The sequence below is a fragment of the uncultured Shewanella sp. genome, assembly GCF_947491715.1.
Taxonomy (GTDB): Bacteria; Pseudomonadota; Gammaproteobacteria; order Enterobacterales; family Shewanellaceae; genus Shewanella.
The window spans coordinates 1-24873 of sequence record NZ_CANLKR010000048.1 but is presented as its reverse complement, the minus strand read 5'-3'; the positions used below and the strand labels follow the sequence as shown (position 1 = coordinate 24873).

23 protein-coding genes are annotated in these 24873 nt (G+C 40.7%); 11 read left to right on the top strand and 12 right to left on the bottom strand.

Translation table 11 applies throughout. From position 1 onward, the window contains the following. Window positions 1-9 precede the first annotated feature (9 nt). Both serC and gyrA read right to left on the bottom strand, forming a co-directional pair. Window positions 10-1101, bottom strand: coding sequence for a 3-phosphoserine/phosphohydroxythreonine transaminase (gene serC / locus Q0779_RS21305; protein WP_298775816.1), 1092 nt, complete (start codon window positions 1099-1101; stop codon window positions 10-12). A gap of 105 nt (window positions 1102-1206) precedes the next feature. Next, the gene (gene gyrA, locus Q0779_RS21300; protein WP_298775815.1) at window positions 1207-3918 is read right to left on the bottom strand and encodes a DNA gyrase subunit A; all 2712 of its coding nucleotides are present in this window, start codon (window positions 3916-3918) and stop codon (window positions 1207-1209) included. 412 nt (window positions 3919-4330) lie between these two features. Between gyrA and ubiG the strand changes: the two genes are divergently transcribed. The 5 genes from ubiG to yfaE all read left to right on the top strand — a co-directional run bounded on the left by ubiG (window position 4331) and on the right by yfaE (window position 9953). Continuing rightward, on the top strand, window positions 4331-5041 hold the full coding sequence (gene ubiG / locus Q0779_RS21295; protein WP_298775814.1) for a bifunctional 2-polyprenyl-6-hydroxyphenol methylase/3-demethylubiquinol 3-O-methyltransferase UbiG: 711 nt from the start codon (window positions 4331-4333) through the stop codon (window positions 5039-5041). Continuing rightward, the gene (locus Q0779_RS21290) at window positions 5034-5756 is read left to right on the top strand and encodes an HAD family hydrolase (protein ID WP_298775812.1); all 723 of its coding nucleotides are present in this window, start codon (window positions 5034-5036) and stop codon (window positions 5754-5756) included. The genes ubiG and Q0779_RS21290 overlap by 8 nt, the downstream gene beginning before the upstream one ends. Window positions 5757-6172: 416 nt before the next feature. Then, window positions 6173-8461 carry a class 1a ribonucleoside-diphosphate reductase subunit alpha gene (gene nrdA, locus Q0779_RS21285; RefSeq protein ID WP_298775810.1) on the top strand — a complete coding sequence of 763 codons (2289 nt, stop codon included), beginning with the start codon at window positions 6173-6175 and terminating at the stop codon, window positions 8459-8461. 75 nt (window positions 8462-8536) lie between these two features. After that, window positions 8537-9667: a class Ia ribonucleoside-diphosphate reductase subunit beta gene (nrdB, locus tag Q0779_RS21280; RefSeq protein ID WP_298775809.1), complete on the top strand. Its 1131-nt coding sequence runs from the start codon at window positions 8537-8539 to the stop codon at window positions 9665-9667. Continuing rightward, window positions 9636-9953: a class I ribonucleotide reductase maintenance protein YfaE gene (gene yfaE, locus Q0779_RS21275; protein ID WP_298775807.1), complete on the top strand. Its 318-nt coding sequence runs from the start codon at window positions 9636-9638 to the stop codon at window positions 9951-9953. Before nrdB ends, yfaE begins: the two co-directional genes overlap by 32 nt. Window positions 9954-9985: 32 nt before the next feature. Here yfaE and Q0779_RS21270 read toward each other — a convergent pair whose 3' ends face one another. Beyond that, window positions 9986-10969 carry an XdhC family protein gene (locus tag Q0779_RS21270; protein ID WP_298775806.1) on the bottom strand — a complete coding sequence of 328 codons (984 nt, stop codon included), beginning with the start codon at window positions 10967-10969 and terminating at the stop codon, window positions 9986-9988. A 704-nt stretch (window positions 10970-11673) separates the two neighbouring features. Between Q0779_RS21270 and Q0779_RS24040 the strand changes: the two genes are divergently transcribed. Further along, window positions 11674-12099 (top strand): cytochrome c, encoded by a 426-nt coding sequence (locus Q0779_RS24040; RefSeq protein ID WP_367180826.1) that lies wholly within the window; start codon window positions 11674-11676, stop codon window positions 12097-12099. Window positions 12100-12192: 93 nt separating this feature from the next. Here the strand turns inward: Q0779_RS24040 and metA are convergent, their stop codons facing one another. From metA to Q0779_RS21245, 4 genes are all read right to left on the bottom strand, one after another. Then, window positions 12193-13119: a homoserine O-succinyltransferase gene (metA, locus tag Q0779_RS21260; RefSeq protein WP_298775803.1), complete on the bottom strand. Its 927-nt coding sequence runs from the start codon at window positions 13117-13119 to the stop codon at window positions 12193-12195. Window positions 13120-13181: 62 nt separating this feature from the next. Further along, window positions 13182-13583 (bottom strand): YbaY family lipoprotein, encoded by a 402-nt coding sequence (locus Q0779_RS21255; RefSeq protein ID WP_298775800.1) that lies wholly within the window; start codon window positions 13581-13583, stop codon window positions 13182-13184. 171 nt (window positions 13584-13754) lie between these two features. Further along, complete coding sequence (locus Q0779_RS21250) at window positions 13755-14273, bottom strand: sugar O-acetyltransferase (protein ID WP_298775798.1); 519 nt, start codon at window positions 14271-14273, stop codon at window positions 13755-13757. A gap of 130 nt (window positions 14274-14403) precedes the next feature. Next, window positions 14404-14610: a hypothetical protein gene (locus Q0779_RS21245; protein ID WP_298775797.1), complete on the bottom strand. Its 207-nt coding sequence runs from the start codon at window positions 14608-14610 to the stop codon at window positions 14404-14406. Window positions 14611-15130: 520 nt separating this feature from the next. Between Q0779_RS21245 and Q0779_RS21240 the strand changes: the two genes are divergently transcribed. Next, a complete protein-coding gene (locus Q0779_RS21240; RefSeq protein ID WP_298775793.1) occupies window positions 15131-16597 on the top strand; it encodes a hypothetical protein in 1467 nt (488 codons plus the stop codon). A 264-nt stretch (window positions 16598-16861) separates the two neighbouring features. Next, window positions 16862-18430: a hypothetical protein gene (locus tag Q0779_RS21235; RefSeq protein ID WP_298775792.1), complete on the top strand. Its 1569-nt coding sequence runs from the start codon at window positions 16862-16864 to the stop codon at window positions 18428-18430. A 38-nt stretch (window positions 18431-18468) separates the two neighbouring features. Here Q0779_RS21235 and Q0779_RS21230 read toward each other — a convergent pair whose 3' ends face one another. The 3 genes from Q0779_RS21230 to def are packed head-to-tail and all read right to left on the bottom strand — an operon-like array spanning window position 18469 to window position 19396. Further along, window positions 18469-18654, bottom strand: a complete 186-nt coding sequence (locus Q0779_RS21230; protein ID WP_298775790.1) for a hypothetical protein — start codon at window positions 18652-18654, stop codon at window positions 18469-18471. 32 nt (window positions 18655-18686) lie between these two features. After that, complete coding sequence (locus Q0779_RS21225; protein ID WP_298775788.1) at window positions 18687-18884, bottom strand: hypothetical protein; 198 nt, start codon at window positions 18882-18884, stop codon at window positions 18687-18689. Between the two features lie 8 nt (window positions 18885-18892). Next, a complete protein-coding gene (gene def, locus Q0779_RS21220) occupies window positions 18893-19396 on the bottom strand; it encodes a peptide deformylase (RefSeq protein ID WP_298775786.1) in 504 nt (167 codons plus the stop codon). Between the two features lie 296 nt (window positions 19397-19692). On the opposite strand from def, the gene Q0779_RS21215 reads away from it, so the two are divergent. Both Q0779_RS21215 and Q0779_RS21210 read left to right on the top strand, forming a co-directional pair. After that, window positions 19693-20688: a LysR family transcriptional regulator gene (locus Q0779_RS21215; RefSeq protein WP_298775784.1), complete on the top strand. Its 996-nt coding sequence runs from the start codon at window positions 19693-19695 to the stop codon at window positions 20686-20688. Window positions 20689-20788: 100 nt separating this feature from the next. After that, a complete protein-coding gene (locus Q0779_RS21210; RefSeq protein WP_298775782.1) occupies window positions 20789-21265 on the top strand; it encodes a DoxX family protein in 477 nt (158 codons plus the stop codon). 15 nt (window positions 21266-21280) lie between these two features. Here Q0779_RS21210 and Q0779_RS21205 read toward each other — a convergent pair whose 3' ends face one another. Then, a complete protein-coding gene (locus tag Q0779_RS21205) occupies window positions 21281-22294 on the bottom strand; it encodes a glutathione S-transferase family protein (RefSeq protein ID WP_298775829.1) in 1014 nt (337 codons plus the stop codon). 44 nt (window positions 22295-22338) lie between these two features. Continuing rightward, the gene (locus Q0779_RS21200) at window positions 22339-23241 is read right to left on the bottom strand and encodes a pirin family protein (RefSeq protein WP_298775780.1); all 903 of its coding nucleotides are present in this window, start codon (window positions 23239-23241) and stop codon (window positions 22339-22341) included. Between the two features lie 223 nt (window positions 23242-23464). Between Q0779_RS21200 and Q0779_RS21195 the strand changes: the two genes are divergently transcribed. After that, the gene (locus Q0779_RS21195) at window positions 23465-24385 is read left to right on the top strand and encodes a LysR family transcriptional regulator (RefSeq protein ID WP_298775778.1); all 921 of its coding nucleotides are present in this window, start codon (window positions 23465-23467) and stop codon (window positions 24383-24385) included. Window positions 24386-24873: the final 488 nt, after the last annotated feature.

Sequence of the window (24873 nt, the reverse complement as noted above, 5' to 3'; positions counted from 1 at the left end):
TTAAGTTTATCATCCATGCTCTGCGGCAAAAGCGGTCATAAATTCAACGAGTGCCTGAACCCCTTCAAGTGGCATGGCATTATAAATACTGGCTCGCATTCCGCCCACCATGCGATGGCCTTTTAAGGCCACTAATCCCGCTTGCTTAGCCTGAGCTAAGAACTGGCTATTGAGCTCTTCATCGGTTAAATAAAAGGTCACATTCATGTTCGAGCGGTGTTCAACACTCACCTTATTGACATAAAAATCAGAGCCATCGATGCATTCATAAAGCAAGGCCGCTTTTTGTTTATTCACCGCAGCAATCGCACTCACGCCACCGATGTCTTTTAACCATTCAAACACTTTCGCTGCCAGATACCAAGCAAATGTGGGTGGTGTATTGTACATAGAGCCATGCTTCACCGCGAGACGATAATCCATAATCGATGATTGAGGTAAACTAGGCAGGCTTAATAAATCTTGATGCACAATGACAATACTTAACCCCGATGGACCAATATTTTTCTGCGCACCCGCATAAATAAGACCATAGCGACTCACATCGATTTCACGAGACATGATAGTAGAGGACATATCCGCGACCACAGGCCAAGGGCTATCCAGCTCATCAAAGATTTCAATGCCGTCTACCGTTTCATTAGGGCAGTAATGTACATAACGATAATCTTTTTTGATCCCGTGTAAATTAGGTAATTCAACCTGGCTGTTATCGGCCGTTTTATTGACAATATTGAGTCTATCAATATGCGTCTTGCCAACTAATTTTTCCGCTTCGTCGGCAGCGATTGAAGACCAACTGCCATCCACTAAATAGAGCGCTTCTCCCTCATCACCAAGAAAGTTATTCACCACAGCAGCGAATTGCGCGCGCCCACCACCATGCATAAACAACACATGGTAATTATCAGGAATGGCCATTAAATCACGTAAGTCTTGTTCCGCTTTCTCAGCTAACGCAATATAGGATGGATCGCGATGACTGAGCTCCATGACCGATACTCCCTGATTGTTCCAATCAAGTAATTCACTTTGCGCTCTTTGCATTACCGCTTGAGGCAACATGGCAGGCCCTGCACAGAAATTATAAGTAATGCTCACTGATCTCTTCCTCTCATATTGACTAAAATACTCACTCTTAACCATAAAAATATAAGCTAAAAAAAACGAGCGTCCAATTGGACGCCCGTTATGCTCATTTACGCTTTATTCTTCATCCGCTTTTGGATCAGGCTTAGGCGCATCATTATCTGTCACCTCAGTCTCACTGATCTCAGCATTCTCCCCAACCGCTTCTTGTGCGCCTTCATCAAGGCACTCATCATCATCGGTTTGAATTTCATCGATCCGCTGCAAGCCGACCACTTTTTCTTCAACAGCCGTTTTAATAATGGTCACACCTTGTGTATTACGGCCAATAGTCGATACACCAGTGGCTGGCGTACGCACTAAGGTGCCTTTATCACTGATAAGCATAATTTCATCATTTTCACACACTTGAACAGCACCGACGACAGCGCCATTACGCTCGCTTATTTTGATAGACACCACACCTTTGGTCGCACGACTCTTAGCCGGGTACTCTTCTAATAAAGTCCGCTTACCAAAACCATTTTCTGTTACCGTCAAAATATCGCCATCATTTTTAGGCACAATGAGCGACACGACTTGCTGACCTTCTTCTAAGCGTATACCACGGACACCCGTAGCGGTTCGGCCCATAGGTCTAAGTGCCAGCACTTCTTCACCGGTTTCAGGATCGCGCTTCACTTCACCGGTTTCAGAGTCTTTGACTTTTTCATTAAAGCGCACCACTTTACCCGCATCAGAGAACAACATGATCTCGTCATTACCATCAGTGATATCCACACCAATCAACTGATCGCCATCCTTAAGATTAACAGCAATAATACCGTTCGCTCTTGGATTACTGTACGCCGTTAATGGTGTTTTCTTCACAGTGCCATGTGAGGTTGCCATGATGATGTATTTATCATCTTCGTATTCTCGCACAGGTAAAATCGCCGTAATGCGTTCACCTTCTGAGAGCGGCAACAAGTTGACAATAGGTCGACCACGCGCCTGACGGCTAGCCAGCGGTAATTGGTACACTTTTAACCAATACATTTTACCGAAGTCGGAGAAACACAAAATGGTATCATGGGTATTCGCTACCAGCAGTTTCTCAACAAAATCTTCATCTTTGACTTTAGTGGCCGCTTTTCCTTTTCCGCCACGGCGCTGCGCTTGATAATCACTCAAGACTTGATATTTCGCGTAGCCTAAATGAGACAAGGTCACAACCACATCTTCTTCATTGATGAGATCTTCAAGGCTCATATCCACTTCGTTGGCATTGATCACCGTACGACGTGCATCACCATACACTTCAAGGATTTCTTCTAACTCTTCCTTAATGACTTCCATTAAACGCTCTGGGCTGCTTAAAATGAACAGTAACCCCGCAATAATGGTTAATAACTCATCATATTCTTGAAGAATTTTTTCATGCTCAAGCCCTGTCAAACGGTGCAAACGTAGCTCAAGGATCGCTTGTGCTTGTTGCTCTGTCAGATAATAGAGACCATCACGAATACCAAATTCAGGCGCTAACCATTCTGGACGCGCGGCATCGTCACCGGCTTTTTCCAGCATGGCTTTAACATTACCCAGCTCCCAACCTTGTGAGGTTAATTTTACCTTTGCTTCCGCAGAGGTGGGAGAAGACTTAATGAGCGCAATAATAGGATCAATATTGGCTAAAGCAACGGCTAAAGACTCTAGAATATGGGCACGATCACGTGCTTTACGTAATTCAAACACAGTACGGCGAGTGACCACTTCACGTCGATGAAGAATAAAACACTCTAGCATTTCTTTTAAATTAAACAGTTTAGGTTGACCATTGGTCAATGCCACCATGTTAATACCAAAAGAACACTGCATTTGTGTTTGAGCATAAAGGTTATTCAGTACGACCTCGCCCACTTCACCGCGTTTAATTTCAATGACAATACGCATGCCGTCTTTATCAGACTCATCACGAAGTCCTGAAATGCCTTCAATTTTTTTATCTTTAACTAACTCAGCAATTTTCTCAATCAAGCGAGCTTTATTCACCTGATAAGGGATTTCATGAACGATAATACGCTCACGGCCATTATCTTCGGTTTCAATCTCGGCTTTAGCACGCATAATCGCACGGCCTTTGCCCGTGTGATACGCATCAACAATCCCTTTACGACCATTGATCATTGCCGCCGTTGGAAAATCAGGGCCTGGAATATACTCCATCAACTGATTAATGCTCAATTCGGGATCGGCAATAAGCGCCAAGCAACCTGCCACCACTTCATTGAGATTATGGGGCGGAATATTGGTTGCCATGCCCACAGCAATACCTGAAGAGCCATTAATCAATAAATTCGGTACGCGCGTTGGCAACACCTCAGGAATAAATTCTGTGCCATCATAGTTAGGAATAAAATCGACCGTTTCTTTGTCAAGATCTGCCAACAATTGATGGGCCAACTTCTCCATACGAATTTCGGTATAACGCATGGCCGCTGCTGAATCACCATCGACCGAGCCGAAATTACCTTGACCATCAATAAGCGTGTAGCGCAAAGAAAATGGCTGCGCTAAACGTACAATGGTGTCATAGACAGCAGTATCGCCATGGGGGTGATATTTACCAATTACATCACCAACGACACGAGCCGACTTTTTATAAGGCTTATTCCAATCGTTTTTTAGTTCGTTCATAGCAAATAGCACACGACGATGCACAGGCTTTAAGCCATCTCGCACGTCGGGCAATGCTCGACCCACAATTACGCTCATGGCGTAATCTAAGTATGAATTTTTTAATTCGTCTTCAATATTAATGGGTGTTATAGATGAAGCCAGATCAGTCATAAACTGCTCGATCTCCTGATAAATAGCTGACAACTTTGTCCCTAAAATGAGAGCTTAAGTCATTGCCGAGCCTGAAAACGTGATTTGCCATTCTAACACAGATATTGATTGTCGCTAGGCCTAATTAGTGTTCATTTTAAATAAGTGAAAGCCGTGTATTTTGATCGTTTAATTTAGACACAATAAAGCCTCTTCAACAGTACTTCCTCTGCTATCCTAACCAGAGGAAATGCTCACTCCTGCATTTTGCCTATCTCTATTCACCCAGCTCGTTCTCATCACTCAATAACATCAAAAACCTTCCCCTGAACAAGCATCAATATCCATTCTACGATTCTCTGTCCATTACCTTTGTTAATTATCTCTAATAACGATAAACTAATCGAAAACATTGGTAATAAAGGTGTAAAACGTGCAGCACAACACAAATGTCGATCCTGAAGAAATTGCAAAATTTGAAAAAATGGCGTCAACCTGGTGGGATCCACAAGGAGAGTTCAAACCGCTTCATAAACTCAACCCCCTTAGACTCAACTATATCGATCAAACTGCTGGGGGAATTTTTGGCAAGCAGGTACTCGATGTCGGCTGCGGCGGTGGTATCTTATCTGAAAGTATGGCCAAATTGGGCGCAAAGGTTGATGGACTCGATATGGGAGAAGAGCCTTTAGAAGTCGCTCGCCTTCATGCGTTAGCGGCAAACGTCAATATCAACTATATTAAAAGCACGGCAGAAGCCCATAGAGACAATCATCAGGGAAGGTATGATGTGGTGACGTGTATGGAAATGTTAGAGCATGTTCCTGATCCCAGCTCAGTGATTCAAGCGTGTTCCGATATGGTTAAACCCGGTGGTTATGTTTTCTTTTCAACCATTAACCGCAATATAATGGCTTATCTACAAACCATTATTGGTGCCGAATACCTATTAAAAATGCTGCCTGTTGGTACCCATGATCATAAAAAATTTATCAAACCCTCAGAATTAATATCACTCGCTGAACACGCACAGCTTCAATGCACTGATGCAACAGGCATCACTTATAACCCGTTAACGGATATATTTAAATATACTGAAAAACTTGATGTCAATTACATGATAGCGACGGTCAAAAATGACTAGCCCCTCAATCGCTTCGACAGTAACAACGCATGTAACAGGAGTCAGTTCAAGCGCATCGCCGATTAAAGGTGTCCTCTTTGATCTTGATGGTACGCTCGCCGACACTGCTCCTGATTTAATCACAGCGCTTAACCTCAGCCTAAAAGAGTTTGGTTATCCACAGCACAGTATAGAGAGCATGCGCTCCGTGGCTTCTCATGGCAGTTTAGCCTTAGTCAGCGCAGCCGAACCTAGCTTAACTGACGACAAAAAAATACAAATACAACAAAGGCTATTGCACCATTATCACCATATTAATGGCGACAATACAGCAATATTTGATGGTATTGATGCTGTGCTTTCATTGTTAGACAGTAAGCATATCCCTTATGGCGTTGTCACCAATAAAGCTGCACGATTTGCCAGACCATTACTGGATTCACTTAAACTCACTCAACGCATGCGCACGATTGTCAGTGGTGATAGCACCCTTAAGTCTAAGCCTCACACAGCTCCGATGTGGCTCGCGGCTCAACAAATGGGCTGCGCCCCCCATACTATTTTATATTTAGGCGATGCCGAGCGTGATCTTATTGCCGCTAAAAATGCCAATATGATCGGTGCTGTCGCACTTTGGGGATATATCAGTCAAGATGATTTCCCCAATAACTGGCCTGCTAAGCACTATTTTGAAGCCGGAAAATCATTTGAAAAATGGTTAAACGAACAACTTTAAAACAAAGTGCAATTCAAATTAAAAGCGTCTTGAATAAGGATCCGTCAGTCACGATTCGATCTTTACATTTGATCTAGGCAGCTCAAATTTTAGCCGTTAAAATTTTACTCATATAAAAACAAGCCTCAATGGGTTAGCTATTACTAACTGAGGCTATTATCCTCAAGATATCCACAACTTGTGCCCAAAATTCTCACTTGCAAAATGGCCAAAACCGCACTATCTTGTATTTAAGAAATGACAAAGCACCATATATTGTGTGTAGGTAACAATTGCAGACACGATAAGGACCCCAGTGTCAAGTTAAAGAAACTGACCTCTATTTTATCAGTCATTATTTGATTTTGATATGGACACCTATTGCGATCTTAACCCGATCGCTAACATGAATATAAAGAACCAAGGCCCCACTATTAATGAATAGCAATTTGACAGTCACCAAGCGTAGCGGTGAGCGTGAGACGATCGATCTCGACAAAATCCACCGTGTGATCACTTGGGCAGCGAAAGGACTCAACAATGTCTCTGTTTCTGAAGTAGAACTGAGATCGCATTTACAATTTTTTGATGGCATTCCCACTGAAGCAATTCATGAAACTATCATCAAAGCCGCCGCCGATTTGATTTCGCCTGAATCTCCGGATTATCAGTTCTTAGCCGCTCGACTTGCTATTTTTCATCTGCGCAAAAAAGCCTTTGGTCAATTTGAACCCCCCTCACTTGAAATCCATATTAATAAGCTGGTCGATATCGGCAAGTATGACGCCCATTTACTGGAAGATTATTCAAGTGAAGAGCTGACTTTACTCGATAGCTTCATCGATCATTGGCGTGACATGGACTTTTCTTATGCCGCCGTTAAGCAGCTTGAAGGTAAATATTTAGTTCAAAACCGCGTGACCAATGAAGTCTATGAAAGTGCACAATTTTTATATATTTTAGTGGCCGCAAGTTTATTTGCTAAATACCCAAAAGAGACTCGCCTCAATTACATCAAAGACTTCTATGATGCGACGTCCACCTTTAAAATTTCATTACCCACGCCTATTATGGCGGGTGTACGTACCCCTACGCGTCAATTTAGCTCTTGTGTACTCATTGAATGTGATGACAGTCTAGACTCCATTAATGCGACATCCTCTTCGATTGTCAAGTATGTCAGCCAACGTGCGGGCATTGGAATAAATGCTGGCCGTATTCGTGCACTAGGCAGTCCAATTCGAGGAGGAGAGGCATTCCATACAGGCTGCATTCCTTTTTATAAGCACTTCCAAACCGCCGTTAAATCTTGCTCCCAAGGCGGTGTACGCGGTGGCGCAGCCACGCTTTTCTACCCTATTTGGCATTTGGAAGTCGAATCGCTATTGGTCCTTAAAAATAACCGTGGTGTGGAAGATAACCGTATCCGCCATTTAGACTACGGTGTACAAATTAACAAACTCATGTATCAGCGCATGATTAAAGGTGGCGTGATCAGTTTATTCAGCCCATCTGATGTCCCTGGTTTATATGATGCTTTTTTTGAAAACCAAGATGAGTTCGAACGTTTATATCTGCAATATGAGCAAGATGATACAATTCGAAAAACACAAATAAACGCCATTGAACTCTTTTCTTTAATGATGCAGGAACGTGCTTCAACAGGCCGTATTTATATTCAGAATGTTGATCACTGTAATACTCACAGCCCATTTGATGCACAAGTGGCCCCCATCAGACAATCTAATTTATGTCTTGAGATTGCGCTGCCCACTAAGCCACTGGATAACATTAACGATCCCGAAGGTGAAATTGCACTTTGTACCCTCTCAGCAATTAACTTAGGCGCCATTCATTCCCTTGATGAAATTGAACCTTTAGCCGAGCTAGCCGTACGTGCTCTGGATAACTTGCTCGATTATCAAGATTATCCCATTGAAGCTGCCCGTTCGGCCTCAATGAATCGCCGTACCTTAGGCATAGGCGTCATCAACTTTGCTAATTATTTAGCTAAAAATGGAGTAAAATATTCCGATGGCTCAGCCAACGGGCTGACTCACAGAACCTTTGAGGCGATTCAATATTATTTATTAAAAGCTTCTATGACGCTGGCCAAAGAGCAAGGCGCCTGTCCCTTGTTCCATGAAACCACGTACTCACAAGGTATTTTACCTATTGATACCTACAAACGTGATCTTGATAACATCTGTGATGAGCCACTGCACCTTGATTGGGAGGCATTGCGTCAAGACATCAAAACACATGGACTGCGCAATTCGACATTATCAGCATTAATGCCATCAGAAACCTCTTCTCAGATCTCCAATGCCACAAATGGCATTGAACCCCCACGAGGACTTATCAGCGTTAAAGCCAGTAAAGATGGTCAATTAAAGCAAGTCGTCCCTGATCTCGATACCCTAAAAGATAACTATGAATTACTATGGCAAATGCCCAATAACCAAGGTTATTTGCAGCTTGTGGGTCTAATGCAAAAATTTGTGGATCAAGCCATTTCAGCCAATACTAATTATGATCCATTACGATTTGACGATAATAAAGTCCCCATGCAAGTACTGTTAAAAGATTTATTGTCGGCTTACAAGTTGGGCCTTAAGACCTTGTACTACCATAACACTCGTGATGGCGCTTCAGATCAACATGATGATATCGTCAGTGTTGAAGAGGAAGATGATGGCTGTGCTGGCGGCGCATGTAAGATATAATCAATTTATCGCTGCATTACTCAGTTAACTATATAATAGGGGCATAACGCCCCTATCTTTTGGAAATCGAAAATCATGGCCTATTCAACTTTTTGTCAAACCCCTAACGATGCTAGCCGCGAACCTATGTTTATGGGGCAATCGGTCAACGTTGCACGTTACGATCAACAAAAATATGAAGTCTTTGAAAAACTCATAGAAAAACAATTATCTTTTTTCTGGCGCCCAGAAGAAGTCGATGTCAGTAAAGACAAAATTGACTATGCCGCATTGCCAGAACATGAAAAACACATTTTTATTTCCAACTTAAAATACCAAACGCTACTGGACTCTATTCAAGGTCGCTCACCCAATGTGGCCTTTTTACCCTTAGTATCATTGCCAGAGCTTGAAACTTGGATTGAAACCTGGTCATTTTCAGAGACCATTCATTCGCGTTCTTATACGCATATCATACGTAATATTGTGAATGATCCATCAAGTGTCTTTGATGACATTGTCGTCAATGATGAAATTTTAAAGCGTGCATCCGATATTGCGCATTACTATGATGACCTTATCGTTCTTACTCAAGCCTATAATCTACTGGGAGAAGGCACACATACTATTCAAGGCAATACACGTATTGTTAACCAAAGAGCAATCAAAAAAGCCCTATACTTATGTATGGTCTCAGTGAATGTCCTTGAAGCCATTCGTTTCTATGTGAGCTTTGCTTGCTCTTTTGCCTTTGCTGAACGCAATGTCATGGAAGGTAATGCCAAGATCATTCGCCTTATTGCCCGTGATGAAGCCTTGCACCTCAATAGCACTCAGCATATTTTAAAACTGATGGCAGCAGGTAAAGATGATCCTGAAATGGGCGAAATCGCCAGTGAATGCGAACAGCAAGCTTATGATATTTTCCTGAAAGCCGCTGAGCAAGAAAAGGATTGGGCAGAATACTTATTTAAAGATGGGTCTATGATTGGCCTTAATGAACAAATACTGTGTCAATATGTTGAATACATTACCAATGAACGTATGAAAGCCGTTAACCTCACCCCCGCTTATGAAGAACGCTCAAACCCACTGCCTTGGATGAAAAGTTGGTTAGAAAGTGATTCTGTACAAGTCGCCCCACAAGAAGTTGAAGTTTCATCTTACCTTGTCGGACAAATAGATGCGTCGGTTGATGGCTCTGAGTTCCTCGACTTTGACCTATAAACACCGTTATCAGAAGGCTGCTATCGTCAGCCTTCAAGGTGAACCTAGCTTGCTATATGCTCATCAAGAGTCTAATAGCTTGCTAGAAGCCTTAGAGCAAAAAAAAGTCGCAATATTTTCAGAATGCCGCAGTGGATTTTGTGGTGCCTGTAAAACCAACATCATCAATGGAAAAGTCTATTATATAACCGAGCCTTTAGCGCACCTTGAAAAAGGTGAATGTTTACCTTGCTGCTGCGTACCCGATGGTGATCTTGATTTAGATTTACCTAAAAATGCCTGTTAAACAACTTCTACCTTAATTTTTTATACCGACAATTAAAGCACATCAAGTGAAATATTATTTTTCACTCTGATCACATCCGCCATAATCGCAATGGCAATTTCAATGGGCGTTTTACTGCCAATATTTAATCCAATGGGCGCATGTAAACGTGTCAAATCAGAAAAAGACAAATCACACACTCGTTTAAGTCTTTCTTCTCTGGCAATACTGGTCTTTTTCGACCCCATGGCACCAAGATAAAAAGCCTTAGACTCAAAGGCACTCATGAGCCCCAAATCATCAATGCGAGGATCGTGGGCTAACGCTAATACTGCCGTTCGATTGTCGGCAAGCTTATCCACTAGAATATCAGGAGAAATCCAAGTGACATCCACCCCACCCGTTTCAGCAGTATACGTCCAACTTGACTCAAATTGTTTTCGCATATCACATACATGCACCTCATAACCCGCCATAATGGCTAACTGTGCAACACTCATTCCCACCTGACTTATTCCAAGTATGATGAACTTCCACACTTGTTCATAATACACCTCAATCAAATCAGAGGTTTCAACCACTGACAAAGAAGGCTGATCTGAGGTTAATTCAATATGAATATCATCACTTTGAAGCTTCACATGACGCACGTAGCCTGTATGGGATTGAGCCAACTGTAACCACAGTTCTAAGTGGGCCAAAACATTATCGCTAGGTTGTAAGCATTCCACTAATAAGCGGATCGTACCGCCACATGGCAGCTCTGTCGCAATCGCTTCTCCTTGCATATGATCGCCGTATGAAAATACAGAGGCAGAACCATTAAAGTCGCCATTATTTAACATTTCAATAAAAGCATCTTCTAAGCATCCACCTGAAATAGAGCCTCGCCTTAAATGACCATCAGTCGCAAACAATGCCCCCACAGGACGCGGCGCTGAACCATAAGTCTTCAAAATGGTACACAACCAAAAGGTTTTACCTTGATATAACCAATCTAATGCGGTTTTTAATACGGTAATATCCGTCAATTGCATTCAACTTACCTTTATTATTATCATTTTTTAACACTTTATTATAGTCAATATTTTATAAATAACTTTTAATATCAACAATATAAATAACTCTGATTTATCACCAGAAAAAACAAGACTTATGAGTGAAATGTAACGGCATTCAAATTTGAAAAATAGATGAAAAACATTTAATTCAACACCAAATTAGTTATTACAGCAATGAATACACAGACATGAGCAATAATGCGAATAATATTTCTCACAAGAAGCGATCATCTCAATCAATGAAAAGTCAATCTATTGTATCACCTATTCAGCTTCAAGATCACAAATTCAACATTAAAAAATGGTCTTTAATGTATCAACAAACTCCGCGCTATTAAAGGCAAAATAAGGCTTTCGCTACTTTATGATAGATATTCTAAAAATTGCTGATCATCTCTTCATTTACATTGATTGCTTTAAATGTTAAAAAATAGACACTCATGTAAAAACTGACGATAACAGTAAGCGCATTTTATCGCAGTTAAGAAGGATTCTGTAAAGGGTTAGTATTCCAATGCGGTTGGTGTACTTCAACATGATGAGTAACTCGCCATAAAGAGACATGACACATCTACAACGAGTTACTCCCCCATACTATGATTCACTTAAAAAATACATTTTAATCACGGTATTCAAGTGTTAATACTTACCGTGTAAAACTCGTCAAACAAGGAAGAGCAATGAATCGTAACCTTATGTTAGCTGCCGCCGCATTATTAACAGCAACATCCGCAATAGCAGCTGAACCCGCGACACCAGCTGCTCCAGCGACACCAGCAGCCCCAGCGACACCAGCAGCCCCAGCGACACCAGCAACCCCAGCGACACCAGCAACCCCAGCCAAACCAGGCGCCCCTGATATTGAAGCAGGTAAAGCCAAAGCCACCACTATTTGTGTCGCCTGCCATGGAGCTACAGGTAAGGCCATCATGCCAATTTATCCCAATCTCAGTGGGCAAAACGAAGCTTATTTAATTTCTTCATTAAAAGCGTATAAAGCAGGAGAGCGTAAGGGCGGGCAAGCTGCTGCAATGGAGCCTATGGCAAAAATGCTAAGCGAGCAAGATATTATTAATGTAGCGGCCTATTACGCTTCACAGAAGTAATGAACCTCCCCCCTCTTCTTTCAGCCATTATCATAATGTTGAGGGGGCTTTAACCTGTTCCACTGAAAACGCCATGATAAAAACATTAAACGGTTATGGCTCATGACTAATTTTAGCAAGATCATACGGGGTTAATTGATAAACGTAATAATTTAACCAATTACTGATCAGCAAATTGCCATGACCATACCACCTGGCGATCGGCTTATTATTAGGATCATTATTAAGGTAATAATTTTGAGGTTGAGCGGGGTCAATGCCTTCTTGCACATCACGTTTATACTCTTCATCTAAGGTAAATTTCTGATATTCAGGATGCCCCATCACAAATAAATTACGATTGTCCTGACTCAATACCATGTAGGCTCCCGCTTCGCTCGACTCTGTTAATACATTTAAATCTGGGTGCGCCCTAAGATCAGCCACGTCCATTTCAGCATAACGAGAATGCGGTGCAAAAAATTCATCATCGAACCCTCGCAATAAAGGATAATGCTGTCTGGTTCTTTGATGTAGATAGACACCTGAACGTTTTTTATCGAGCACCCGCCGATGCAAACCATATAAATGATAAAGAGCTGCATGTGCAGCCCAACATAAAAATAATACCGATGTGACATGTTGCTGAGACCAATCGATAATGTCACAAATATGATCCCAATAACTCACTTCTTCAAAAGGTAATAACCCTAAAGGAGCACCAGTGATCATTAACCCATCGTAATTTTTATGCCTAATATCTTCAAAATCGCGATAAAAGTTATCCATATGTTCAATTGAAGTATGCTTAGAGGTTTTGTCATGAATACGCAATAAATCAACATCAACTTGTAAAGGCGTATTACCCAATAAACGGAGTAACTGAGTCTCTGTTTCTATTTTATTAGGCATAAGATTCAAGATAAGTACCTTCATAGGCCTTATATCTTGATTTTTTGCCCTTGTTTCAGACATGATAAAAATATTTTCTGACTCTAGTACTTCTGCAGCGGGGAGATCATCAGGGATTTTTACCGGCATACTTCGCCTCTATTTCATATTAATAAACCAATTATCCAGTAAAAAAGTGAGCTCAACCTCGGTTATTCACTGACTTTTTCAAGCATGATGAGCAAAGGCTCATGGGAGTTAGGGTCAATTTTGACTGCATTAACATTCATAAACATCAACTTGTCTTTGTATTTCACATAAGCCCTAATAATATCCATATGCCCTTCCACGAAAGCATCCCTAGGAACAGTAAAAGAAAAACGAGCGGGTAAGCTGGCATTTTCTTGATTAAGCTCATCTAAAATGATCGCAGGTTGTGTCCTATCCGTTATATCTTTTAATTTCACCGTTAAGATTGCAGTATCCGGCAGGCTAACGGGAGTCTGATAACTGACAATACCATCAATTTCTACATACTCATCAGGCGTTGCACAAGCCATTAATAAAAATGGAGAAACAATAAAAAAAAATACTTTTCTTAACAATATCATCATGCTCTTGACTCCATTATACATAAGGACGTTTAGATGTCTACACGTCTAATACTGCAAAAGATGAGTATTATTCATGTTCTTCTCAGTATAGCCAACCTCGCTATGTCAATGTCCTTAAATGAACGTCAAACCAAGCAACATAAACCAAAATCAACAACAATCATTCATTTATTAGATTGCCTTTACTTTTACTGCAGGATGGCCCAAATATAAACTGTTTGCCTCCACATCATTAGTGACCACGCTTCCAGCTCCTATTACGCTATTATCCCCCACGGTCACCCCAGGTGAAATAATCACCCCGGCTGCTAACCACACGTTATTGCCAACTATCACATCTTGTGCATAGCTGCCTTTTTCTAATCTTCTCTTAGGATCCACATCATGCGTCACGGCTAAAATCTGAACATTAGGGCCAATTAAGGTATCATGACCAATACTGACTCGACCTGCATCTAAAATAGTACAATTAATATTAATAAACACACGATCGCCTAACTCAATAAATTGTCCATAATCACAATGAAAGCCCGCTTCAATAAATACACTTTCTCCACAATGGGCAAAAAGTGACTTCAACCGCTTCAAATTTCCTTTACTCGGACTTCGAGAAAATTGACGACATACTTCGTGAGTCGTTTGTCTTTGTTGTAACATTTCACGGGCTAAACTATCAAAATGTCTCTTCATGGGTGCTGATCTGTTTCACTCAATGTTAGACAATCATATAAAAGCTTCTCTATTGATACCAGCACTGAATAGGCAGACATAAAAATTCAGCGGAACTTTATGTTTAGCTATTCTTATTCATTAACCTTTGCTATGACGATAATTGATAAATTTCTTTCGTTCTGTCATTAATAGGCGTTAAATTGTTAATGGTGACAGGAACAATCGTCGATAAGCCTTCTTGAGGTCTTAATCCTGTTTCAAGGGCAAAAAATTTCAAGTTTATCTGGCAGACCAATCTTTGATAGTAATCCACTCGAGTAGAAGCAATCATTTCCAAATAAGCAATATTAAACACTATTTTTATATTTTAATGTTTCTCATTCATAATAAAAAAATATATAAGTGCTAAACAGAGAGTTTAAAGGTGATAAATTAAAAGATGGACACACTCAAAATATTTTAAATTATTGTTATTATATTTCAGGTGGTTAACAGATTTTCAATATAACAAATTAAGATGAATATTGAATACTCCCCATTATCTTCCACATCATTATAAACAACATCTTAAAAAAAAACCAAGTCTGACCCCAATGAGTCATAACATTGTCGCATTCGAGTTTATTTAAATTGAAAAAACACTTCTGGCAAGTGATGAGCTACTATTATTCAATCTATCAAAAAAAATGATAGTCATTATATCTTAGTCCTTATCATTGAGAAATAAGGCATGATAAGGGACTAAAAAATCAATGCTATGAATAATACTATGACCATTAATATAAAGTTAAGATCATACTGATGAAGGATGAAAGTATATCGACTCCAATTTTTTAGGTAATTGACTTTACTCATAAACATCAAAAGGACTTAATATGTGTAATAGAAAAAACATGTTGTTTTCAATATTCATAATAACCTCTTTATTTAATCTCCCTGTTAATGCCGCTAATGTGTGTACCGACATGAAAAAAGCAGAGATATTAGAACGCGTCTCTGAAATACGGCCAAGTGTAACAATTGATTGTGATGTCTCACTAAAAAGCACCGATGTCATCACCAAAAAAGTATACTTTGAAGGTGAAAGTGCATCCAATACCACATTGAACTGCAATAGTGCCAAAATTGATTTCAATGTCGGCATTAGAGCAGGAATATTTTCAATGACGGATGAAGACACTATTATTATCCAGTCATTTAAAGATAAAGACACTTGGTCTGTCCCTGAAAATATTGCCATACACGGATGCCAAATAATGGGCAGTATCCGTATTACAGGCATGGATGATAATGCCTTCGCAGATGATCTCACCACCTCATCGTTAACTGCTGGACATACACAAAGAAGCAATGCTTCTGCACCCAGTAATATTTTATTGAAAAATCTTGAAATCGAAGCTTTATACCGCCCCGCCCTTTACCTATCACCTGGTGTCAATCGAGTCACATTACAACAATCTTATCTTCACGGCACATCAAATACCGTCGCCTTATACTTAGATGCTGAATCGAATTACCACAAAATATTGGAAAATACCATTGCCGTTAATACATCAGAGTATATGGTCGCACTCGATGGATCTGCATACAATACGATTGAATACAATTATTTATTTGCAAATAATACAGGAGGGATTTATCTTTTCCGCAATTGTGGCGAAAACGGTATGGTTCGCCATCAAACCGCCAGTTTTAACAGTATTAAAAATAATTACTTCCTTTACAATAATTACCTAAATGATAAATCTGCGGTGAATATTGGTGCAAACAATGGAGAACAGAGTTATTGCATTGATGACGATAATGTCAAACTCAAACATACTAGCTCGACGGATAATCTCGATAATACAGAAGGCAATACTGTGATGTATAATCAATTTTTGAACGCCGAACCTCATGAACTTATTCGCTTTGGCTCTGATAACGATGAGGCCTTAAATGAAGCTTCTGTCTATGCTAATTTTCGTGTTTCATCTTTTAAGCAAAATATCGAGCCTGAAATTGTTGAGTTTGAATGTCAAATAGAAACAGACAGTTACGGATGTTATGAATATGCCACTTGTCCTGATAACAAAATCAGTGCTGCAGTCAGAGCAGCGTGCAACCTAGAATGGGGCTCAGTTTCACTTTCTGACTTACCTCTCTGGGGACATATGGATATCATACGTGAAAGTGATACGCTTCCGGACAGTGAATGCCTTGTACATGAAACAAGCAACTATCTTGAAAACAGCCATAATCACGCTTACCCCAGTTATAACAACCAAACGTTTATAGGGTGTAAGGAACATGATCAAAATGGTGGCGATTGCCACATACTTGGCCAGCAAATTTGTTTGTAAATATTGTGTATGAATATTTTTGCTGATCACCTTAACACCACTGGCCATGTAATCAACCAGTGGTGTTAACATGTAAAAATAGGCTAAAACATCACTCAATCACCCTCGACTTATTTTTCCATTTTTCATTACAGCACATTAATTTATAGATAAAACATTGACACGGTAAAAACAGCAACTATAAAACTAATGTTTAGCTTTATTTATATTGAACCACGTCCAATAACCTAAACTCATTGCTTAATCAAACTAAAAGGATTTTCTATGCTATTAATAAATAAGCTATTATTATTGTTTTTTACCATTATCCCTTTACTGCTCACATCAGCCATGGCGGCCGAGAATATCTGTTCAACAGATAAAAAATCTGACATTCTAAGCCCAATTACCAAAGATAATCATACCGTTTCAATAGACTGTAATTTAACCCTAGACAGTAATGATGTAATAACCAAAAAAATACTGTTTGAAGGCGAAACAGCATCAAACACAAGCCTGAACTGTAACAATGCAATGATTGATCTCACTACGGGTATTGATGCGGGCATTTTTGCCGCCAATGTCGATGACGCCATCGTGATCCAATCACGTCAAGAAGCCAATAATACTTGGTCTACTCCTCAACATATCAATATCGAAAACTGTCGAATCAAAGGCAGTATTCGCATTAGTGGTATGGGCATTCATTCGCAAGATAATCACATTCAGACATCATCACTACAAGCGGGTCACACTAAGCGCCTCAATGAGGCATCCCCTCACCACATCATGCTTAACAATATCGACATCGAAGGCTTATCGCGCCCCTTGCTTCATCTATCCCCAGGTGTCAACCATGTCACCTTAGCGCACTCTAATCTACAAGGAGTCTCTAATACTGTGGCGCTCTATCTTGATGCAGAGTCTAATTTCAATCACATTAACAACAATACCATTCATGTCAATACTCAGCAGCAACTCATGTCACTTGATGGCTCAGCTCATAACTTGATCAAAAATAACCATCTGACGTTAAACGACAATGGCGGTATTTACCTTTTTCATCGTTGCGGCCAAGAAAATCGCCATCAAAGTACCAGTCTTAATCAAATAGAAGCCAATTACTTTACTTTAGAGCATATCAGTAATAATCCTTCCATAAACCTCAATGCTCGTCATGGTGAGCAAAACAATTGCGATAATGATCACGCAGATAGCCTCAACAACACCATTATTTATAATCAATTTTTACACACTAACCCTAAGGACGTCATTACTTTTGACACGATAAATATCTTACAAAAAATTGAAAATAAAGAAGAAATATTATCAAGTTACGCCAACATTAATGTTACCGAATTTCGCACCGATGCGGTTGCCGAAAATCTAGAGTTTGAATGTTACGTTAAAGACTCTCCAGATGTCAATGAAGATGATTACGGCGGCATTGAATGTATACAATCTTGCCCAAACGCAAATCAAAGTGCTGTTTCAATCCGCGCCGTCTGTGACTTAGAAGATTTTATGTTTGACGATTATAATGCTGCCATCCCCAATTCAGACGATCCCCGTTGCTATGGTTGTAGGGGAAATACTGCTGATACCCACTACCAAAGGGAAGTGGTGGACATTATCCCATGGAATCATATAGTAATAAGAAATCATGAAGACCTACAAGATGATAACCCTGATAACATAAGAGGGCGATGTGAAATAGATGGCGTCCACGCAAGCTCGCAAGGCAATCACACGCACCTAACCCCCAGCCACCACAATGAAACCAATCTATTTTGTGCCGAAACTGATGGTAATGGCCCAGACTGTATAGTCGCAGGACAAATGCTCTGCCTGTAATCAATGAGTCTCTCATACAAACGGCGCAAAAAAGCAATTTAGCGCCGTTTCACCATAAAGTCACTTTCATCTACTATCAATCGATGACACATTATGAATACTCGAAATAAGGTTGCAAAAAAAGCCTTCACCTGTTTCGCTTCTAAACCAATGTCTACCCTAATACCTGCTGCTTTAAGAATATGAATACCTTTGCCATTGTTCCTTGGCTCGGGATCCAGCATGGCAACCACCACATGCTGAATACCGCTATGCGCTAATCATTGAGCGCATGAGGGCGTTCTTCCCGCAAAGGCTCAAGCGTGACATAGGCAACAATCTCATCAAGGTCACCATCAAACTCACTGTGATAACTTGATAATGCCATCACCTCTGCATGATGGCCGCGCACTCTTTGAGTAAATCCTTCTGCCACAATTTGATTGTCATTAAGGCTCTCATCAAAAAAATGCATGATAAAACCTAACTGGCTTTTTTTAGCCGTTTCACAACTTTGTTAACAGCCCTTTGACGCTTTAAAGGCGATAAATAATCAATAAACAGGTTGCCATTAAGGTGATCGATTTCATGTTGCATCACAATAGCAAGAAAATCATCACTCTCTATGGTCACCTTCTGGCCAAAACGATCTTGCCCTGTGACCGTAACGGCAGAGAAACGCTCAACATCCGCATAAAAATCAGGTACCGATAAGCAGCCCTCTTGCCCCATCATTTTGTCTTGACCACTCGCCACCTTAGGATTAACTAAAATCAGTGGCTCATCTCTCTTCTCGGATATATCAATAATCACGATGGCTTCACTGCGACCCACTTGGGTTGCCGCTAAACCAATACCATTGCTGGTGGCATAAAGTGTCTCAAGCATGTCATCAATTAATACTTGAATTGAATCAAAATCAACAACAGCTTTCGCAACCAATTTTAATCTGGGATCCGGCGCAGTCAAAATATCTAAAATAGCCATAATTTTCCTATAGAAACAAATTCTGCACTTTTTACACAAATAAAAGTTAATTATCAACTTTTTTGCAACAATTTAAAGCAAATAATAGGGGTAACACGCATGATTTGAACGCTAAACATCAATACTAACAATGCAATGAACAGATAAGCTTTGTCATAGATAGGTAACGGGTGGTGATATTCGGTGGCTTTCATGATTTTTCTCTGGGTGAATAGTTAATGTAAGCGGTATAGAACTTGATTTATGCTAATTAAACAGGATAATTATTACAGTTTTATCAAAAATTATTAGACAATATGCTCATTGAAGATCTTCAAATCATTTTAAAAGTCGCCGAATTTCGCAGTATTACTGCTGCAGCAGCCCATTTAAACATGCGAACCGCCACAGCCAGTGTCGCTATTAAGCGAGTCGAAAAAGCCTTAGGGGCAGAATTATTCATTCGCACCACAAGACACCTAAGGCTATCCAGCGCCGGAGAGCGATATTTACCTCAATGCCAACAAGCATTGGAGATGCTTGAGCAAGCCAAGCTCAACATGAAAGATGATCTCGATATCATTGATGGAGAACTGCGTATAGCCGTGTCTTCAGACTTGGGCCGTAATATTGTCATTCCATGGCTCGATACCTTTATGGATACGCACCCCAACATTCACCTACGAGCTAACGTTAATGACAGTAACATCGATTTTTATCGCGACGCTGTCGATATGGCACTCAGATATGGCTCCCCAAGTGATGCCAATGTGTACGGGTTTAAAATTTGCAATGTCCCTCGTCTACTCTGTGCCACCCCTGAGTATTTAAAGGCACATGGCCTGCCTCGGCACCCTCAAGATTTAACCTCTCACAATGGCCTTTTTTATCAACTGCAAGATATCATCAATGATGTGTGGGACTTTTCATATCAAGAAGCCGCTGTTCAAGCCCCCTTACCCGCAGGCAACCCGCCGCGAGAACAATCGCTGTCAAAAAAGAATATTAAAATAAAAATGCGTGGTAGACACGCCTCAAATGATGGCGATCTTGTCCATCGCTGGTGCGTCGCTGGAAAAGGGATAGCCCTCAAATCTTGCCTCGATATGGCGAATGATTTACTCTCAGATAAAGTGATTAATATCCTGCCAGACTATGCTCCTACACCAACAGAGCTTTGGCTTATCTTTCCTAGCCGTCAGTCTATCACTCCCGCCGCTCGCCTCCTCAGGGATACCTTACGTGAAAAAAGCCGCCATATTTTGCAACAGCTCATCGATAAAGGCGTGTTGAATGACAGTGTGCTTAAATAAAACAGCCAAGGATATATACTCAGCCCATAGTCATTATTTTCAACTATATTAATAGCAAGTCATCAGGCTTTAACCCTTTTTCAATTAAAGGTTATTTAAAATGCAATCTTTACCTTGGCGTAAAACAGACACAACCGCTTGGACTGTATTAATCCGTTTATTAGTCGGGGCTATCGTGTTTTTTCCAGAAGGATTACAAAAACTTTTTTACGCAGAGATTTTAGGTTCGGGGCGTTTCATCAAAATTGGCATACCTTGGCCTGAGTTTTTTGGTCCCTTTGTCGGTATCATTGAAACATTATGTGGACTCTTGATTATCTTAGGTTTATTCACTCGTCTCGCAGCTATTCCCCTGATCATTATTATGTTCGTTGCCATCATATCGACAAAAATCCCAATTTTGTTAGGCCATGACTTATGGATATTTCACTTACCCGAAGGGATCCGTACTGGCTTTTGGGCCATGTCTCATGCCGCTCGAAATGACTTTTGCATGTTATTAGCTTGCTTTTATTTACTCATCACTGGCGGCGGCCGCTTATCAATGGATGATTGGCTTGATAAACGGCGAACCTAAATCCGCTTTATGATATCAAGTTAAAAAAGCCAATTGAGGCCCCACGGGAATAATGCCTGTGGGGTTGATCATTTTATGACTGCCATAATAATGGGCTTTGATATGCGCCATATTCACGGTATCGCTAACCTTAGCAAAGCGATACAGTCGCTTGAGGTAATCATGAAGGTGGGGATAATCTGCTATACGGCGAATATTACACTTAAAATGCCCCACATAAACCGCATCAAATCGAATAAGTGTGGTCAATAATCGCCAATCGGCCTCAGTCACGTCATTACCCAGCAAATAATCTTGTGTGACTAAACGCTGCTCTAAACGGTCCAAAGCTGCAAACAATTCTGTCACAGCCTCTTGATAAGCCGCCTGTGTGGTCGCAAAGCCTGCTCGATACACGCCATTATTAATAGATGGATAAATAATATCATTCATTTCATCGATTTGTTTAACCATTTCATCAGGGCAAAAATCCCCTTCAAGGGCGCCCACCTCATCAAATGCACAATTAAACATGCGAATAATTTCCGCTGACTCATTGCTCACGATTTGCCGTGTTTTCTTATCCCACAATACTGGCACCGTCACTCGCCCAGTAAAATCAGGCATTGATTGAGTATACACTTGATGAAGATATTGTTTGCCGTTCACACTATCAATACTGGCAGCATGCTCATCAAATTGATGAAACGAATTAAGCCAAAGATCATCAATACCTTGTCCATCATCAGTCATATTAAAACGCCAGCCTTGCTCGCCCATATGAGCATTGACTACTGACACACTGATTATTTTCTCAAGCCCTTTTACACTTCGATAAATTAACGTGCGATGGGCCCATGGACAGGCTAATGACACGTATAAATGATATCGGCCCGCTTCAGCCTTAAAACCCGACTTTCCAGAAGGCCCAGCGCTGCCATCATGGGTCACCCAATGACGAAAAGCAGATTCTGAGCGCTTAAATTGGCCCTGATTTGATGCCGTATCATACCAGTCGGTAGACCACTGCCCCTTAATTAATAACCCCATCATTTTTCTCCCGAAATCACATCTTTTCATTTAAATCAAATCGATTAAAAACGCCCTTGACGATAATCACTAAACGCCTGCATCAACTGAACTTGCGTGTTCATTACAAAAGGCCCACCCCGCTCTACTGGCTCTTTCAGCGGCGATCCTGAGATCAGTAAACATCTCACCCCGCTTTCTCCTGCTTGCAACTGCACTTGGCTTCCCTTACTAAAAATACCCAGTTCTTTTTGCTTGAGTCTGCTCTCACTGCCCGCTAATTGAATGTCACCAGTGATAACGTAAATAAAACTATTATCATCATAGGGTAAATCTTGAACAAACAACGTTTTTGCAGGCAAAGAGATGTCTAAATAAGTGGGCTTCACCCAAAGGTTATTCACTCCCCCTTTTGTTCCATTATTGGTTTGACCCGCGATAACGGTAATCGCTTGCCCTTGCCCACCTTTCTCTATAGGCAGTTCCTCCGGTAAAAATTCTTGATAAGCAGGATCTGTCATTTTCTCCGTTGCAGGCAAATTGACCCACAGCTGAAATCCTTGCAATAGTCCCGCTTGCTGCTCTGGCATTTCAGAGTGAATAATGCCCTTACCTGCCGTCATCCATTGCACACCACCTGCGCTGATCACCCCTTCATTACCTTGATTGTCTTTATGACGCATTTTACCCGCTAGCATATAAGTCACAGTTTCAAAGCCTCGATGAGGGTGACTTGGAAATCCACCGATATAATCTTGAGGCTTATCTGATGAAAATTCATCCAATAATAAAAAAGGATCGAGCATCATGAGTGTCCGGTTACCGATTAAACGATTGATACGAACACCATCGCCATCTGATACACCTTGCCCTTTGATAATATGCTGAAAGGTTCTCGGTACTGTTTGATTGCTATCGACACTTGATTTGTCACATTGCGTATTCACTGACATCGGCTTTTGCTCCATAATTGCTCCCATTAACCATCAAGTCTATTGATCGACTCAGGAAGTCCACTTGATGAAATGACCTTCATATTGTTGTTCTCCAGATTAAGTGTTAACTTATAATGAATAAACACAAAAAAAATTAAATCACTATTCTCGAATCGTGAACAATAGAAAATGGCGTAATCAGCCAGAGCAATGCTCATCAAATAAACAATTAAAGGCATTTCATAAAGGCAAAGTAATGGGTCAAATAGAAGACATGATAGTGTTCACTCGGGTCGTTGAAGCTGGCAGTATCACTCGTGCTGCTGAGCAACTTAATATGGCAAAATCTGCCATCAGTAAGCGATTATCAGAGCTCGAGCACCGATTAGGGGTCAAGCTGATCACACGTACAACAAGGCAGTCGACAATCACAGAAGCTGGTCAAGCATATTATCAAGGCAGTAAACTCATTATCGATGAAATTGATGAACTTAATTGCCATGCATCCAGTCAAGTCCGATCACTACAAGGTACGCTTAACATTGCCGCGCCGCTATCATTTGGGATCCATCATCTCACCCCCGCACTCGACATTTTCATGCGACAACATCCTGATCTCACCTTAGAAGTGGATTTTTCTGATAAAAAAGTGGATATAGTGGAACAAGGTGTCGATCTTGCTTTTCGTATTACTCAGCCCTATCGAGCTGTCATCGATGACTCCCGTTTGCAGGCCAGAAATATTGTCCCCATTAGACATATTCTGTGTGCAAGCCCTGATTATTTAGCGAAGCAGGGAACCCCACAAACATTAGAAGCCCTCAAAAAGCATCGATTGCTAAAGTATCAACACACAAATAACAGCGGATTAGTACTAACAGATAAGTCAGGTCAAGCACACAAGCTACAGCTAAAGGCCCATTTTACAGCCAATAATGGAGAAGTGCTCAAATCACTCGCAGAGTCGGGCCATGGAATCGTTGATTTGCCCACGTTCATTACTTGGCAAGCCATTAAGAATAAAACCTTAGTGCCCATTTTACCCGATTATCAACTTGCCGAATTACAAGCCTACGCCCTCTATCCTGAAAATCGTTACTTACCCCTCAAGGTCCGTGTTTTTATCGATTTTCTTATCGAACGTTTTAGTCAAACGCCTTATTGGGATAATGAGTAAAAATGCTAAACCTTCAACAACGCTTAACTAAAAACATCCATTCCCATTGATTAAATAATGAATATCGCACTTAGAAAAACATGTCTATGACCACATAATGTCAAACTTTTATTAACATGATGAAAAATTCTTAAATCGAAAACAAATATTCTTAATTAAAGCCCCATACCATTACAAAACCTGCCTTCCTCTGGATATCATTTCCCATGGATCACCCACTCACTTGAACGATGCACAATTAGCCAAATGGCCTTCTGGGCCTAATCACAGTCCATTTTGCAGTTCAAATGCCCATAAAAAACAACAGCCCCCTTTATTCACGTCGGTTCCCCCCCTCATAGAGGGTAACCTGAACACTGCCAGATCATCGGTTTCCATGAGTCATCTCATGACAGTTCAATAATAATCAAGTGTCTAGTCCTAAAATAGGTTGACGGTTTTTATTAAGCCAGTTGGAACCCCCGACTGGCTTTTTCATGTACTTCGTT